Here is a 17,423-nt window from a genome sequence, read left to right as displayed (position 1 = left end):
GTATTGTTTTTAAAGTTATCAGGAAAATGCAAAGCACTTTTAGCAGTAAAGCTAATCCTCAACAATTACAGGCTATTCAGGCTACTGAAGGTGCTTTGTTAATAATTGCCGGCCCAGGGTCAGGTAAAACTTTTACTCTAGTTGAGCGGATTGTCTACTTAATTACACAGAAACAGATAGCACCTGAAAATTTACTTGTCGTCACTTTTACAGACAAAGCATCTCAGGAATTGACAACCCGGATTTCTAATCGTCTGCTTGAACTAGGTATACGTTTCAACCTCAATGAGATGTACTTAGGAACTTTTCACTCCATCTGTTTGCGCTGGCTAGAAGAACATAGGGATTTCACCCGCCTCAAGCGCAATTTCATGATGATGGATCAGTTCGACCAGCAGTATTTTATCTACTATCGCCTTTCAAAATTCCTAAACATTCCTAATATTGAGCTTGTTATCGGTGGTCATAAGCAGTCTACCTGGGATAAGTCAGAGAAGTTGATGAAATGGATTAATAGAGTCAGTGAAGAGGCATTAAATCCTAAAACACTTATCAATGCTAGTGAAACAGAGGTAGCTGTATTAGGTCATTGCTACGCTCTTTACCAAAAATATCTGGAGGAAGAGAACGCAATCGATTTTTCTACGATCCAATCTGAAGCACTGAAGCTTTTACAGAAAAATCCAAAAATTTTGGCTGAACTGCAAGCCAAAATCAAATATTTGATGGTGGATGAGTACCAAGATACTAACACCATTCAAGAATTACTTTTGAATTGTCTTGCAGGCGATCGCCCAAATCTTTGTGTGGTTGGTGATGATGACCAGGGCTTATACCGCTTCCGAGGAGCCAGCATCCGCAACATCTTACAATTCAAAAACCAGTTTCCTAATAGAGACTGCGAACAAATATATTTAACTACTAACTATCGCTCCCATCCAGATATCATCGACTTTTACAATCGTTGGATGAAGGAGCAAGAGTGGGAAGATAACGGTAAGGAATTTCGGTTTCAAAAGGTAATTAAGGCCAGGGAAGACAAGTTATTTCCTGAAGTTCCATGTGTGGTAAAAGTATCGGGTAAAACCCAACAGGCATGGCATCAGGAAGTTTTAGCATTTTTGCACACTCTCAAAGACAAAGGGCATTTAACAGACTGGAACCAAGTGGCTTTTTTGTTTCGCTCTGTTAAGAGTGACAAAGCCGTTGCTCTGTCACAGTTCCTAGAGAAAAATGGCATTAACGTTTACTCCCCCCGCTCCAACCAGTTTTTTGAGCGGGAAGAAATTCGCTTGATGATTGGGGCGTTAATCTTCCTTTTTCCCCAGTACCCTAACATTCGTAAGTGGAACGATGATGCTCACCTTGAAATTTGGGATTATTACGATAATCAATGCTTCCAGTCGTTTGCTTATGAAATTCGCCAGCCTGAGAATGCAGATTTGTGGAAATGGGCAAGAGCGATCGCTAAAACGCATTTGAACCTTAGCCATAATACTGACTATGCTTTTTCAGGGTTGTTTTACCGTCTGCTACAGTTTCCTTTATTTAGCTGTTACTTAGATGAAAGCTTACTGCAACAAAAGGGTATTCAAAACAGCCGCTCTATGCGGAACTTAGCAATTTTCTCTCAGCTGCTTGATAAATTTGAGTATCTCTACAATATTGATGTATTAACCACTGCTCACTTAGAGAAGAACCTCAAGGATTTGTTCAACCAGTTTTTTAAGTTCTTAGAGGATGGGGGTATTGATGAGTATGAGGACAAGTCAGAGTATGCCCCTAGCGGCTGTGTGTCATTTCTGACGATTCACCAATCAAAGGGGCTGGAGTTCCCTGTGGTAATAACAGGTTCACTGGAGGCTGTACCCCGTAAACAGTACACCCAACTGGATGAGTTATTAGAGAATAACTACCTGCTCCGCCAACCATTTGAACCACTGGAGTTAATCAAGTTTTTTGACTTCCGCCGTTTATTTTACACAGCATTTTCTCGCGCTCAAAACATACTCGTCCTGAGTTGTTTGGAGAAAGATGGTAAGGGGCAAACTCCATCGAAGTATTTTACAGATTTTTACAACAGCTTACCTTCATGGAGAAATCCCAACTTTCAACCAGAAGCACTTCTATTGGAGAAAGTTAAGGATGTGAATTTAAAGCGGGAATATTCATTCACATCTCACCTAACGCTGTATGAAAACTGTGCAGAACAGTATCGCTTTTTCAAAGAATTAGAATTTGCTCCTAGTGAAACTAACTCAATTTTGTTTGGTACGGTAGTACATCAAACTATTGAAGATATTCATAAAACTGTTCTAAGAGGCGAAGAATACAAGCTTTCAGAGGAACAAGTTATTCGTTGGTTTGATACTAATTATGCGTATTTGACCAAGCGCGAAAGAGCATATCTAGCACCGAATGTAAAGCGTGCTGCTCTTGAACAAGTGGTGCGTTATTACCAAAAGAATCACGGTAATTGGGAACGAGTAAAGGAGGCTGAAGTAGATGTTTCTCTAGTCAAAGATGATTACATTTTGAAAGGCAGTATTGACCTGATTCAAGGGGAGAATGACACAGTTGAAATCGTAGATTTTAAGTCAGAGAAGAAACTGGATGTTAATAATCCCAAAGACCGGGAGAAGTTAGACCGTTATCGTAGGCAGCTTGAGGTATATGCCCATATTGTTGAGAACCGCACTGGTTTAACAGTGAGTAAAACGCATCTTTACTATACAAGTGAGGAATCAGGAAATCCGTATATCACATTTTCAAAAAATAGTCGTTCAATTGATAAGACTATTGCAACTTTTGATGAGGTTGTAAAGCGGATTGAAGTGAAAGATTTTAGAATTGCAGAGCGACCAAATAAGCTCTGCAAAGGCTGTGATATGAGATTTTATTGTGATACAAAAAATTGGATTTTTAGGAAGTAACTATGAGTCAACAGCAGATATTAATTGATGTGCCTAATAATCAGAAAATTCAGAATATTGAAGATTATAAATTTGAGCCGATTAAAGGATATCCAATGCTGCATTGGAAAGGCAAACGTCCTTTTAATTCTACGCAGTATTATCCTGCTCAATCAAGAGAAAGACATGGGGATAAAGTTAATAGCTGGATAAATAGAATTTTTTGGGGTGATAATCTTCAGGTTATGAGTCATTTATTGAAAGAATTTAGAGGTAAAGTTAATTTAATATATATTGATCCGCCGTTTGATTCCAAGGCTGATTATAAGAAAAAGATCAGTTTAAAAGGCAAACAATTTACAAATGACCAGACGGCTTTTGAAGAAAAGCAATACACAGATATTTGGACTAAAGATGAGTATCTACAGTTCATGTATGAAAGATTAATATTAATTAGAGAACTGTTAGCCGATAATGGCATAATCTGTTTACATATTGATTATAGAAAAAGCCATTATTTACGATGTTTGTTAGACGAAATATTTGGGCAGATTAATATAATTAATGAAATTGTCTGGAAACGTCGCACTGGTATTTTAAATCAATCAAAAAAGCTTGGAGCATCTACAGATAGCATATTTGTATATGCAAAAAATAGTGAAAATTATAGTTTTAACCAAGAATACATACCTTATGAGGTAGATAATCCTTATATAAAATCTAAATTTGTTTATGAAGAAAATGGAAGAAAATACAGACTTCATGCAATTACAAGCCCCTCATATAGCCCAAGCCTCATTTATGAATATAAAGGATACAAACCTCCAGAAAATGGCTGGTCTTTTTCAAGAGAAAAAATGGAAGAATGGGATAAGCAAGGAAAACTTTATTTTCCAAGAGATAAAAATCAAAGAATTCAAAGAAAACAATTTCTTGATGAGACAGAAGGAAAACCAGTACAAAGTTTATGGGATGACATAAGACCCCTAAACTCACAAGCTCTAGAAGACACTAAATATCCAACTCAAAAACCTATTGAATTGCTAGAAAGAATTATAAAAATATTTTCAAATGAAGATGATATAGTTTTTGACTGCTTCATGGGAAGTGGAACAACCCAAGCTGTAGCTATGAAACTCGGCCGCCGCTTTATTGGTGCAGATATTAACTTAGGTGCTGTACAAATTACTACCAAACGCCTATTAGCGATCGCATCCGAACTCAATCAACAAAATCAACAGCAAGAGTTAGAAGTTAGCGAAGAAGAACCCACTACTTACTACACAGGTTTTGAGGTCTACAATGTCAATCACTACGATGTATTCCGCAATCCCGTTCAAGCTAAGGAATTATTACTAGAAGCATTAGAAGTCAACCCCCTAGAGAAAGGTAACTTATTTGATGGCGAAAAAGATGGGCGGATGATAAAAATTATGCCCGTCAACCGTATTGCTACTCGCGCTGATCTCAATGAATTAATTGCTGGGTTTGACTATAAAGCCTTTGAAAAACGTCAAGCAGAACATCCTAACAAACCTGTTGAAAAAATCACCCTTATTTGCATGGGTCATGAACCTGACCTTAAAGGTCAGCTTGAGAAAGAGACTCGTCCCTTCAAGATTGATGTTGAAGTAGTAGACGTTCTGCGGGACAAATCTAACCTGGAGTTTAAACGAGACTCAGACGCAAAACTTACTATCCAAAAACAATACCTTGTAATTGAGAAGTTCTACCCTATGAACTTGCTACAAAAACTCAGCCTTCAGCAAGAAAATGTAGAAGATTGGCGAGAACTTGTAGAATCCATCATGATTGATTGGAACTATGACGGGGCAGTTTTAGAACCCAAAGAAGTAGACATTCCTGATAGGAATGAATTGGTGCAAGGCAGATATAAAATTCCTGATGACGCTGGAACAATCGCTGTGAAAATTACTGATTTACTTTCCGAATCTCTTATTAAGGAGGTGCAACATGGCTAAACCTAAAAAAACCTCCAAAAATGTTAACCTGGATTTTGCTTTCTTTACCCATCTGCATAACTTTTATAAAGCAAATCGAGGGAGTATCCGTAACCACTACCGAAGCTTAACCAAAAGATTTTTAGACTATAACGACCCTGAAAATAACCCTAAAGCTTTTCTGCGTCAACCCCAGTTTGAAGCCTTAGAAATCTACGTCTTCTTGAAAGAGTATTTAGACAATGCAGCTGTGCATGAAATCTTTAAGGAGTGGGCGGATAATACAGGTAAGTTTGAGGGACGTACAATTGCAGAGCGTTCTGGACAAATTCAGTTAGATATACTCAAGGAAGCTTCCAAAGAAAAGTACGAAGCGGTATTTGAGAGAATGCGTTCTTATGCCCGTACTTATTCCAACTACATCTTTGCTTTGACGATGGGAACAGGTAAAACTATCCTCATGGCAACTTGCATTTTCTATGAGTTTATTCTCGCTAATAAATGGCCTAAAGACAAAAAATATTGCCACAATGCCCTTGTTTTCGCTCCAGATAAAACTGTTCTCCAGTCATTACGAGAAATTCAAACCTTTGACATGACAAAGGTAGTACCACCAGAATATGTCAATTTCCTTGTTAGTCATCTTCAATTCCACTTTCTTGATGAAGCTGGGGCAACGCTTACTGTTTTAGATAAGTCTCGTTTTAACGTCATTATCTCCAATACGCAAAAAATTATTCTCAAACGTCAGCACAAGGAAAAAACACCCATAGAGAAGCTAATGGGCAGTGGTAAGCCTGACTATCAGGCAGATAGTGTTTATGCCCAAAATGCTGACCTTTACGGTTTTGACCAACCGGATGATGAAGATTCCCTGACAAGTAACCAACGCTTTGAGAAGCTAAGACGCATTGAGCAGCTGGGAATTTACATTGATGAAGCGCACCATGCTTTTGGTAATCAGTTAGCCAATGATATGGGAATTAAGCAAACTGCCACAAGTCTACGGTTAACAGTTGATGAGCTGGCGGCCAGCCTAGAACGAGCAGGAACTCATGTAGTAGCGTGTTACAACTACACGGGTACACCCTACGTTGGTAAAGAAGTATTACCTGAAGTGGTTTATGCTTATGGTTTGAGGGAAGCAATTGATAAGGGCTTTCTCAAAAAAGTCAGAATCAACAGCTATACAAATAGCCGCAGCAATGAATTTATCGAAATTGCGATCGCAGACTTCCTTAAACACAATTCTAATCAACGGTATGAAGGTATGCTGCCCAAAATAGCATTCTTTGCTGCCACTATTGAAGAACTTCAGAAAGAACTACGCCCCTCAGTTGAACAAGCTTTAGCCAAGCACAATATTCCTAGTAGTTCTATTCTCGTCAACGTCGGAGATGAAAAACTTACAACCAACGATGATATTCGTGAGTTTAATCGCCTAGATACACCTGAATCAGAGAAACAGTTCATTTTGCTAGTTAACAAAGGTCGTGAAGGTTGGAACTGTCGTTCACTGTTTGGTGTTGCCTTATTCCGTCAGCCCAAATCAAAAATATTTGTGCTACAGGCTACTATGCGCTGTCTGCGTGCAATTGGCGAAGGTCAACAAACAGGACAAGTGTATTTAAGCGAAGATAACAAAGTAATTCTAGAAAACGAGTTACAACAAAACTTCCGTATCAGCATTCAAGAAATAGGAGACATTGGTAAAGATAAGGAAACTGTAAAAGTTCATCCAGTCCCACCACCTGTAAAAATCAAGCTGCGAAGAGTTCGTAGACAATTTGAAATTAAGGAGAAAAATCTTGTTAGTGGGATTAACCTTAAACTAGATAATATCCCTGAAGACCTACTTAAAGGTTACAAAATAATTCACACTGAACAAGAAGGCATTTCTCTCAAAGATGCTTCTAGAAGTAAAGTTAAAACAGCAGATTTAACTGTTGTAAGACAGAAGAGAAAATTCAGCGAATTAACTTTAGTTGCAGAAATTTCTCGTTATCTCAATAAGTCGTGCATATTCATTGAGAATGTTCTAGCTACAACTCAAGAAGGAATAGAAAAAATTCTGGAGTCAGTCAATGAATATAATGAACTACTCTACGACTGGGTTATTCCTCATTTATTTAAAGAATTTTATGAAATTGACCAGGAAGAATCAACTGAAGAATACGAAGTAGAACTAGTAAAACTTTCAAGTGAAGGATATACATTCAGTGCCAATAAAGACTTAATAGTAAAGCGAGAAGAAGTTGGTAGTTATGCAGCCAAAAGCTTTCACCTTGATACTTATTGTTTTGATTCAAGCCCAGAACGTACACTGTTCTGGAGTTTGTTAAGAGAAGGTAGAGTAAAAACAATTTACTTTACTGGAATGCTTACACATGGTCAATCTGATTTTTATATCGAGTACATTGATCCAGACTCACATTCTGTTAGAAAGTATTATCCTGATTTCCTTTTCCAAAAAGAAGATGATTCTTATGTAATTGTTGAAGTCAAAGGTGATAACAAAATTGAAGACCCTGTAGTACAAGCTAAGAAACAGTTTGCTGAACAAATGGCTACTGCAAGTCAGATGACATACAAAATTATCGCAGGTAGTGAAGCAGATAGTGGACATTACATCTCGTTATTTACTTAATAACAGAAGGGCGACCCTTGATCCAATTTGGATTTTCCACTCAAACACTCAAATAGCAAAAGCATTATGAGCATTAGTAGACAACTTACACAAGTCAACCTTTTTAAACGTAGTAAAGATGGAGAGTGGGAGACAGGTCTTTTTGTTGGTCGCCCTTTTCGTTTAAGTTACAGCAAGGCAGAAATTCTCGTGGCTGATGCGTGGAAACAAAGAGCTAATGGTATTCCACAAGGATGTTTCTTACTAGCTTATTATGACAATGACTTGGATGATCCTACGAATGCTGAAGCAATTTTACTTCGCGTAATCCAGCCGACAAAACTACCGACGGATCAGGAAGTCATCAGTAGTATGGTTGAATACTACAAAGACAACATACGTACAGGTACTAATCAACGATCTCAGTTAGATACGTTCACTCGCTATGAATTTTCTTTTAGCGGACTCGAATGTAGCGTACTTGGGTCTTTTTATACTGACAATGCAGGTAAAACCCGTTTCGGTGCAGATTTAGAAAACTTTTATAGCGCACACAATTATTCAGTTGTTAAGCCATCTATAGATGTCTTGAAATACATCGTTAACTATAGAGAAAATGGCTCTCCTGGTGGAGTGGGCGATATAAAAATTGGCAAAGTTCGCTACAGTTCTAGTCGCCGATTCCAGCAAGATGAAGCGGACGTTCCTGTATACGTTCAAGCTCCTGATTTCGCAGGTAAAAGAACTGCTTTATTTGGGATGACCAGAACGGGTAAATCAAATACAGTTAAGAAGATAATTCAAGCTTGCGTTGAAATGAGTAGCAACGCAACTTTTCAACTAGATAAAAATCAAGAAAATCCTGATGAAATCCTAAAACCTTTTACAGAAGATAACAATCCTAAATATCCTATTGGTCAAATAATATTTGATATTAATGGAGAGTATGCTAACCCTAACTTACAAGACCAAGGTACAGCTATTTTTGATTTATATCGGGAGCAAACTGTTAGATACTCAACTGTACCAAAGCCTGATTTTTTAGAAATGAAAGTTAATTTCTATAATGAAATTGAAAATGGATTTGATCTAATAAGAAGTTATCCAACAATTACTGATGATAATACTCGGTTCGTAACAAATTTTAAAGCAGTAGATTTGACCCGACCAGAAGATTACGATACAAATGGATCAGCTTCTACTCGCCATGACCGCAGAATTGCTGTTTATCTTTGTTGTCTGCATCGAGCAGGTTTTCAAGCACCACCTAATTTTCAAGTAAAATTTAGTGCAAATTTGGAAGTTCGTAATGCTGTTAGTTCTGGCGTTGATCCTAGTAAGGGTATTTCACTTGAGGATGCGGCTAATTGGTGGGAATCACTATGGGAGATTTATGATAGTGATTCTGCTTTTAGTAACTACAGACAAAAAAACCAGCGCGAATGGGCTGATGAAGATTTAAAAGCCCTGTTAGTGATGCTTACTCGTAAAAGTAAATCTGGTGGAGGAGCTAATTGCTCAGGGTTCAGAATTTTTAAACCAGTAATTGAACAACACACCAGCACACTTCAGGAACCTTTTGATCAAGATATATTAAATAACTTGAGACAAGGCAAGATTGTAATTGTTGACTTGTCACTGGGAAATCCTGAAATTCAACGGATGTTTAGTGAAAGAATTTGCAGACGCATTTTTGCAGATGCAATTAGTCGTTTTACCAGTACTCGTCCTAATAATTTTATTCAATTTTACTTTGAAGAAGCTCATAACCTTTTTCCTAAAAAAGAGGACAAAGATTTATCTCAAATTTATAACCGTTTGGCAAAGGAAGGAGCAAAACTTAATTTAGGACTTATCTATGCAACTCAAGAAGTTAGCTCTATTAGTAGCAACATCTTGAAAGCAACTCAAAACTGGTTTATTTCGCATCTTAATAATGAAGATGAGATTAAAGAATTGCGAAAATATTATGATTTTAGCGATTTTACTGAAAGCTTAATTCGCTTTAGCCAAAATACAGATAAGGGATTTGTGCGGATGAAAACTTACAGTAATCCATTTGTAATTCCTGTTCAAATCGACCGTTTTCCGCCAGAAGAAATATCAGCTACTTAATAGTATAAAAAGTGTATGGGCTATTCTAGTAAAAGTAACCGTCGTCCGTTTGAGGCTGCAAGTAAAGCATCTCATCATCACCTCATTAATGATTCAGAGGTGCAAGCATTGATGGAACGTATTTACATACCACCTCGTGCAGAAGATATTCCCTTATCAGATTTAATTTTTAACTTTACACCACCTGATAATAATCCGGTTGAAGCAATTATAGCCGTGGATGGAGGCTATACTGAAGCTATTTTAGATAAGGATTTCCCCTCTCGGAGTATCCATTTTTTACAATTTGGTGCATTATTTTTTAAACAGGAAGATTTAATTCAGATTGATTCTAGTGCTTTTATTGCGCCAGAAGACATGGTAAAACTCAAGAATATTAACAGGCTTAAACTAGCATTGCCTACTAAAAATATTCGTCTAAAAGATGAAAATACGCTTCAAGGAAGTGTTTTAAAAACTATTTTTGAATTTTTTACTAAAAATACATTAGATGAAAGTAAAAGTTTAATTGATACTTTAGCATGGTTTGTTTTTCGTCGTTATAAAGGAGGACAAAGAACTGAAGAAGATAAAAACTGGCTTTTAGCTACCAATCCTCTCAGCCCAACTGGTAATCCAGTTACTTTATCAGAGAAAAACATGAGTAAAGATTACACCTTCCCTTGTCCAGAGACAGGAGGAATAATTTATTTGACGGATATTTTTCGTTTAAATGAACTTATTGATGAGGAAACAGGGGCTGGTGGAATATTAGGTTATCTAGTAAATGTGATTGAACATATCATTATTATTCATTTGATTCGCCAGTTATTTAACACTCAGCCTGATATACTGAAAAAAATCTTTTTTATCAAAGACGGTTCAACAGGCTTTTTTGGTCAGACAGCTGGTTTACATAGACCAATGCGTGATCTAATAAACTGGCTTTTGAATAAACAGAATATTCTTCTTGCTGGTTTGGAAAAAAGTGGTGCATTTGTAGATCACGCTCATGAAATCCAAAAAACTTTAAACTTTGGCGAAGCTGTAATCTTAACAGATGAATACATATATCGATACATCTTACCCGGAGCAGGAGATCCCAGCCGTCCGTATGCCTCTACTAGCAACTACGGACATAAGGTTATTTTTAAAACTCGTGGTGGACAGATGCACATTGTTTCAGTACCAGTTAGAGAACTCAAAAAGACTCCTACTGAAAATGATTTACCAAATTTACAAGTAATATTGGCAAATGTAGAGGCTCTCCACTGTGATATGTATGACTCTGCACTTTTCCCTGTAGCTCTTGTCAATAAATTGGTCAGTCTCTCTGCTCATCCAAGTCAACGTATACTTCAAAAATTTGCTAGTCAAGCAATTGGTAAATAAAAATCATATCTTGCAAGTTAAAAAGTGAAAAGTAATGGCATACTGGCTATTTCAAGGCAACCCCAAGTATTACCGCATCATTGAAGGTATCCGCGACTTTGAGCAGATGCCGTGGCTGGCAACGCGCTATGCAAAGGACATGGTTGCTGGTGATGGAGTACTGATTTGGAAATCTGGGGATAAGGCTGGGATATATGCGATCGCAGAGATTACTGAATCCCCTAAGATTATCACTAACCCTCCTGACATTGGCTACTGGATAGATAGCAGCCGTATTGGTGTAACACCTTGTAGCAAGATTCGCTTTACTAGCAAGTTGATAGAAAAGCCACTGCTACGCGAAGACCTCAAGCTTGATCCTGTATTGAAAAATTTGATTGTAATTCGTCAGCCGAACGCCACAAATTACAAGATTACACAGCAAGAATGGCAACGTGTACACGAGTTGAAAGGATAGTTATTGTTTTAAATTATTAGCTAGAGAATAGATAATTAAGCATAATTTATATTTTTAATATGTATTAAAAATATAAATTATATATAAAAGTAAAGAATACAAATTAGTGACTCTAAATGAAGAAATCATAAAAATGATCATTGTTAGTATAATTGCTCTGTTTAATTTTCTACTTACTAAATTAATTTCATCATTTTGTTAATCATAACTATAATTTGGGAAATATAAGAAAGCAAGTATGTATCTACTTTACTACTGAACTATCATGAATGCTTTTCATACGAATTTGATTGAACTTGTCAATCAACAGGATGGGAAAAAGACTGCTCACAGTGTTCTTAAGTTTCTATCACGACATTTGTTTCTCATCCTAGTTTTGCTGTGGACACCCTTAATCCTAATGCAGACTTGGAATATACAACATTCTTGTTTTCCTTTGGTAAACTGGGGAGGAGATCGCTGCCCTATTGAGAAAGTCACTGTCAGCCCTAAAGAATTAAATTTAAAAGTAGGAAAGTCACTACAACTTAAAGCTGATGTACAACTCAAAAATGAACTTAGAAATGCAAGAGCAGTAGATCGAGGAGTAAAATGGATTTCAAGTAATGAAAAAGTTGCAGGGGTTAATTCTCTAGGACAAATTATTGCAGTTGCCCCTGGTACAGTAAGGATTACAGCAACTTCTAAAAAAGACAAAACTAAAAGTGACACTGTTAACTTTTTGGTGGAAGGTATTACCAATATTGAAATTCAACCTAAAAGTCTTGCACTTGAGGTAGGTCAAACTCGAACATTAATCTCTAAGGTTAATGGTTTTGGTAGCTTTGATACTAGGGTTAATTGGTCATCCGCTAACAAAGAAATTGCTACTGTTGATAACAGTGGTTTAGTTCAAGCTGTTGCCCAAGGTGAAACTACTATTCAAGCGGTTTCCAAAGAAGATAGTCACAAAAGTATAAGTACTAAACTTAAAATTTCTCATAATGTCATTATTGATGAAGTCATTATTAATGATAATGAACCAATCAATGATTGGAGAGTCGGAGAAATTAAGACAATATCTGCAACAGTTATAGGGTTAGGAAGTGATAGCGAAGATATTACTTGGTCTTCTAGCAATTCAGATGTAGCAATAATTCTTGGACACGGACACACAGCAGAATTAGAGGCAATGTCACCTGGCAGTGTCACGATTACAGCAATATCTAACCAAAATAATAGTAAAAAAGCACTAATTCAGTTAGAGGTTTTGCCAGCGATTGTTAATTATATTGCTGTGTATCCTAAACAACTTGAGCTTGACATTAACAATACAGCTAAATTGTGTTCGACAGTTAAAGGTATAGGCTCGATTGATAAGACTGTATATTGGTCTTCTAGTAATGACCAAATTGCAACTGTTGATAGCGACGGTTTTGTAACTGCAAAATCTAAAGGGGAAGTACAAATTATTGCTACTTCAACACAAAACTCTGACCAAAGCGCAAGTATTAAGCTCAAAATTCCTAGAGGAATAGATTGGCTTGCTATTAGTACTGGCTCAATTGTAACTGCTGGAGCAACATTAGTTGGTGTACCCTTACCAGCCGCTATAGCTTTAGGTTCAGCAACAGCTACAGGAATACATAATTGGCAAGCGGTAGACCCATTCTTTTGCCGTTGAGTATTATCTTGACTTTTCTCTTGACTTTTGAAATTTCATGTCGTTTAAGGCACAATCATGAACTCCCAAGACAATTCAAATCAAAACTCTCAATCAAGCTCTATTATTTCAACAGATTTAATTAGAATTATTGTGATTCTAGCTTTTGCAGCTAGTATTATCTACTTGATTAGCTCCCATTCTGATTGCTGGTTTAGTATTTCCTGCCAACCTGACATTCATAAAACTGGATACGAGCTTTCAACAATTATTGTTGGATTTTTAACAACTATTTCTCTGACAGCAGTTTTTGGTACTCCTTTGGCCCCAGCAGCAGTTGTAGGTGTACTTGCTTGGGTTGCTCTTAGATTTTGGCTCTAAAAAGTTTTTAGGATTATTACTCATGAATATCGTTGAACTTAAGAATGTTACTAAATCTTTTGAGGAAAGTGGAAAGCAGCGTAAAATTCTAGATAATGTTAACCTGTCTATCCAAGCTGGCGAATTCATTATCCTCAAAGGTGAAATGGGAGCAGGAAAAACAACTTTAATTAACCTAATATTAGGTTTACAAATGCCTGAATCAGGTACAGTTACAGTTTTTAATTACTCTCCTGAGCAACCAGAATCTAAGCTTAAGCTCGGTTTAATGTTACAAAAAACTAGAGCGCCAGAAAGTTTGAAAGTTGAGGAAACTATTAATCTTATTCGGAGTTTTTATCTAAAATCATATTCTGTTCAAGAACTGCTAACGAGAAGTAAATTAGAGCATAAACGCTATAGTTGGGCTTCTTCTGACAAGCTAAGTGGAGGAGAAGAAAGATCGCTTTATTTTGCACTAGCAATTGCAGGTAATCCTGAGTTGTTAATTTTAGACGAGCCAACTACAGGGCTAGATCCTCAAGCACGGGCTAGAGTTCTACAGCAAATACGAGATTTTACGAATGAAGGAAAAACTATTCTGCTAGTTAGTCATATTGAATCAGATGCAGATGCTATATCTGATTTAGCCACTCGAACTTTGACACTTAGTAATGGGCAGATTCAAGAAACTCGTACTGAAAGGTTTGAACAAATTCAACAGTCATCACTAGTAACTACAGATAATTGCTCTCATTTTGAAAACCCTGTTGCCAAAGCATTACATTTATTATCTATGTTGTTTGGTCAGACAAAGGTAGAGTTATTAAAATTAATTCGTCAACCTGGATTTTTGCTAAGTATGTTGGCATTATATAGCGTTATAGCACTTATCCCAAGAAATGATCCAAATGCTATATCTTATATGATAGGTCTTGCAACTATCACCCTGCTTATAGTTGCAATTCAAACGCTTAGTATACAAATTGCAAATGAGCGTAAACAAGGGTGGATTAAACTGCTCAGAATCACTCCTTTACCAGCTTGGATATATTTAACCTCAAAAGTTGTTATTGCTTTTATTATCTCTACTTTAGGCATAAGCTTAATGTTTAGCTTGGGAATATTCAAAGTTGGTATTAATCAACCTTTTTTAAACTGGGTAATATTATTCTTTAGCCTAATTTTAGGGATTATTCCTTTTGCCATCTTTGGTTTCTTTATTGGTTATATATTGGAGGCAAATATTATTTCTTTAGTCAGTGCATTTATTATTGGTCTGGCTATGTTTAGTTCTGGTAGTATACCATTACCTGGAATGCCAGAGTGGTTACAGAATTTAATCCCCTTCTCACCCTTTTATCACTACGCTCAAATTTTAATTTGGGCAGGGCATCTACAAGCTTCTGAATTTTACAATACTTATCTAGCGATACATCTAGAATGGTTTGCCTGGAGTATATGTATTACTAGTTTTCTGGCAATCTGGGCATATCAGCGCAATCGTGCAATCAGTTGATATGACATCAATAAATTCTCAGCGTCTTAGATTAATAAGTAATAAATATTGCAATTATACAATGCGTAAACAAATACCATAATGATTCTCACGCCTGCTGCGTAAACAATCTACATATAAATATGTGGCGGATACAAAAGTAACCAAATATACTGATTTAATGCCCTTAACTAGACCCATAAGTTATCTAATGGATATAACGACAAGCATCACCAACATTATTGAAAAGCGTAAACCTCTGGCTCAGAGAATTGAAAGAGTAGAAGGGAATTTAAAAATTATTTCTGCTGCGATACAACAACTTGATGAGCGCCGCAATTATCTTTTAACCCAAGTTGATGATTTGGCTGTAATTGGTAGACTTAAAGAAATTGATTTTTCTAAAATTCAATTAACTATTGCCTCTGAATTAGAAACTTTAACTAAGCTAAAAAATCGTTTTTCTCGTGATAGTCTAAATATCGGAGTTATAGGGCGTGCAAGACAAGGAAAAAGTCGTCTCCTACAAAGTCTAACTGGTTTAAGCCCAGCAGAAATTCCCGATGGAGACAGGCAGCATTGTACAGGAGTTCGGAGTACTATTCATCACAATCCAAATGTAGATACCTATGGCGAAGTATGGTTTCATAGTGAACTATCATTTTTAAATGAAGTAATTGCTCCTTACTATGAGAAACTTCGTTTAGGAGCGAAACCTCTTAGCATAGAGGAATTTGCAAGCAGCCCTTTACATCCATTGCCTGAAGATATCCCTGGTTATGCAGAGCCAGGAGCAATGTATGAACACCTGAAAAGATATCATTCTCACTTAAATAAATATCGTCATCTTTTAAAAGAAACTTCCCCTTTAACAATTAAAAAACATCAAATTCGAGAATATGTAGCTCAAGACACACCTGATGGACAAAGGGTTTTCTTTAATTATTTAGCGGTTAAAGAAGTTAAAATTACTTGCACATTTCCTAATTCTCATGTTGGTAAAATTGCTTTAGTAGATATGCCAGGATTAGGCGATACAGGACTTGGAGATGAGAATAGGCTAATTAAAGCATTAGGCAACGACATTGATTTTGTCTTGTTTGTTAGAATGCCTAAGTCTGCTGGAGACTATTGGGCAGATGTAGATGTTAAATTATATGATGCTGCTCGTTCAGCTTTAATAGATTTACCTATTAATTTATGGTCTTTTCTAGTACTTAATCAAACTCAGCCACAATCAAGTAATGGAGATAATTTGAAAAATTGTCAAGATTTGTTGGAGTCAATTACAGAAAAATATATTACAGTTGAGAAATCTTTAATTGTTAATTGCGCTAATGACCAAGAAACTAATCAACTATTAAATAAACTTCTAGAATATCTAACCCAAAATATTGATGTTCTAGATCAAAAATATTCTAGTGCTTGCCAAAAGCGTTTAGTAGAAATTTATGAATCTATTAATGCCGTCTTGAGCAAAGCAAAAATGGTTTTACCTAAAGACTCAGAAAACGATTATATAGAAGTGGAAGAGACTTTCAGCGAACTTTTTGGGAATGATAATAGTGGTTGGTGGAAGGATATAGCTTTAGGACTTCAAGAATTAAGAGTACATCTTTGGTATCAGCGTCAAGTACCTGATGAAGAATTACACGAAGGGGTTATCTCAGCTATTGAAAGTTGTGAAAAAGACAAAGGTATTTTGTCATCAGAATGTGCGTTACAAGAGATTAATAATCGCATTATGATCAGCAGCGCATTTAGAGCTTATCCCGATTATCAAGATGAACTCAGAGTGTTAATATCTCATAATTTTTTGTCTTTAGATGAAAATCTAACACGTACAGTTGAGTTAGTTAAAAATCAAGTTGTTGAAGTTTTAAAGTCAAAAGGAGGCTTAAGCGTTTTAAGTGAATCTGAAGGCTCAGATTTTTTTGTAGAAATAGCTAATATCATTCCCGAACGTTTAGAAAAATTAAAATCTGGCTTTCAAATTTTCGCAAATTTTAGACTATCTTATCGTGGCTTAATTCTTCCACGAATTCGTCAGCATTTAGATGGACTCACAAATATAACTCCTATGACAGGGCAGCATGAACAATTTTTAGAACAGCCCGATAAAACACTTGCTGTTTCAAAAGATACTACTGCCGAGGATATTTTAACAGCTTTGGAAATTGACTATGATAAAGCAATTAATACTATCAAACCCGCTTTAGAAGAGTTACTATGTGAACCAAATGAAGCTGTATATGCAATGATAGAGGAATTTATTGATAATGTTATTCGTCAAAAAGATATTCAGAAGGAATGGAGAAATTTTTTAAGAGGAGTTCGTGGAAAAATCTGGTCTGATGTATTTGGTAAACAAGAACAGGAGAGACAGATAAGAGAAGCATGGATGAAAGAAATTAATCAAGTTAGTCTAATTAATCAAATTGAATCTTTGCATTTTATTCAATAAAAACTCGTAGAAAATAC

The 17,423-nt window shown here is 36.3% G+C and carries 10 protein-coding genes; all 10 read left to right on the top strand.

The window, feature by feature from the left end; genetic code table 11:
• The first annotated feature begins 26 nt into the window (after positions 1–26).
• The 10 genes from H6G74_RS17045 (at position 27) to H6G74_RS17000 (ending at position 17,406) form a co-directional block, all read left to right on the top strand.
• Complete coding sequence (locus H6G74_RS17045) at positions 27–2,933, top strand: ATP-dependent helicase (protein WP_190968794.1); 2,907 nt, start codon at positions 27–29, stop codon at positions 2,931–2,933.
• A 2-nt stretch (positions 2,934–2,935) separates the two neighbouring features.
• The gene (locus H6G74_RS17040; RefSeq protein ID WP_190968793.1) at positions 2,936–4,894 is read left to right on the top strand and encodes a site-specific DNA-methyltransferase; all 1,959 of its coding nucleotides are present in this window, start codon (positions 2,936–2,938) and stop codon (positions 4,892–4,894) included.
• Positions 4,887–7,520: a TnsA endonuclease N-terminal domain-containing protein gene (locus H6G74_RS17035; protein ID WP_190968792.1), complete on the top strand. Its 2,634-nt coding sequence runs from the start codon at positions 4,887–4,889 to the stop codon at positions 7,518–7,520. Before H6G74_RS17040 ends, H6G74_RS17035 begins: the two co-directional genes overlap by 8 nt.
• A 66-nt stretch (positions 7,521–7,586) precedes the next feature.
• Entirely contained in the window at positions 7,587–9,614 is a 2,028-nt protein-coding gene (locus tag H6G74_RS17030; RefSeq protein ID WP_190968791.1) for an ATP-binding protein, read from the top strand.
• Between the two features lie 15 nt (positions 9,615–9,629).
• Positions 9,630–10,985, top strand: a complete 1,356-nt coding sequence (locus H6G74_RS17025) for a NurA domain-containing protein (RefSeq protein WP_190968790.1) — start codon at positions 9,630–9,632, stop codon at positions 10,983–10,985.
• Between the two features lie 34 nt (positions 10,986–11,019).
• On the top strand, positions 11,020–11,442 hold the full coding sequence (locus tag H6G74_RS17020; RefSeq protein WP_190968789.1) for an EVE domain-containing protein: 423 nt from the start codon (positions 11,020–11,022) through the stop codon (positions 11,440–11,442).
• Positions 11,443–11,842: 400 nt separating this feature from the next.
• Positions 11,843–13,105, top strand: coding sequence for an Ig-like domain-containing protein (locus tag H6G74_RS17015; RefSeq protein ID WP_206756990.1), 1,263 nt, complete (start codon positions 11,843–11,845; stop codon positions 13,103–13,105).
• Positions 13,106–13,162: 57 nt separating this feature from the next.
• Entirely contained in the window at positions 13,163–13,465 is a 303-nt protein-coding gene (locus H6G74_RS17010) for a hypothetical protein (protein WP_190968787.1), read from the top strand.
• Positions 13,466–13,487: 22 nt separating this feature from the next.
• Positions 13,488–14,963: an ABC transporter ATP-binding protein/permease gene (locus H6G74_RS17005; protein WP_190968786.1), complete on the top strand. Its 1,476-nt coding sequence runs from the start codon at positions 13,488–13,490 to the stop codon at positions 14,961–14,963.
• 124 nt (positions 14,964–15,087) lie between these two features.
• Positions 15,088–17,406: a hypothetical protein gene (locus H6G74_RS17000; RefSeq protein WP_313888489.1), complete on the top strand. Its 2,319-nt coding sequence runs from the start codon at positions 15,088–15,090 to the stop codon at positions 17,404–17,406.
• Positions 17,407–17,423 lie beyond the last annotated feature (17 nt).

The sequence above is a fragment of the Nostoc spongiaeforme FACHB-130 genome, from assembly GCF_014698475.1.
Taxonomy (GTDB): Bacteria; Cyanobacteriota; Cyanobacteriia; order Cyanobacteriales; family Nostocaceae; genus Nostoc_B; species Nostoc_B spongiaeforme.
This window is presented reverse-complemented; position numbering and strand designations above follow the sequence as displayed.

Bases quoted from the DNA above. Each gene is read 5' to 3' on its own strand.
- H6G74_RS17015 (WP_206756990.1), top strand. From the start codon at position 11,843: ATGCAGACTTGGAATATACAACATTCTTGTTTTCCTTTGGTAAACTGG.
- H6G74_RS17035 (WP_190968792.1), top strand. From the start codon at position 4,887: ATGGCTAAACCTAAAAAAACCTCCAAAAATGTTAACCTGGATTTTGCT.
- H6G74_RS17025 (WP_190968790.1), top strand. From the start codon at position 9,630: ATGGGCTATTCTAGTAAAAGTAACCGTCGTCCGTTTGAGGCTGCAAGT.
- H6G74_RS17030 (WP_190968791.1), top strand. From the start codon at position 7,587: ATGAGCATTAGTAGACAACTTACACAAGTCAACCTTTTTAAACGTAGT.
- H6G74_RS17010 (WP_190968787.1), top strand. From the start codon at position 13,163: ATGAACTCCCAAGACAATTCAAATCAAAACTCTCAATCAAGCTCTATT.
- H6G74_RS17005 (WP_190968786.1), top strand. From the start codon at position 13,488: ATGAATATCGTTGAACTTAAGAATGTTACTAAATCTTTTGAGGAAAGT.
- H6G74_RS17020 (WP_190968789.1), top strand. From the start codon at position 11,020: ATGGCATACTGGCTATTTCAAGGCAACCCCAAGTATTACCGCATCATT.
- H6G74_RS17040 (WP_190968793.1), top strand. From the start codon at position 2,936: ATGAGTCAACAGCAGATATTAATTGATGTGCCTAATAATCAGAAAATT.
- H6G74_RS17045 (WP_190968794.1), top strand. From the start codon at position 27: ATGCAAAGCACTTTTAGCAGTAAAGCTAATCCTCAACAATTACAGGCT.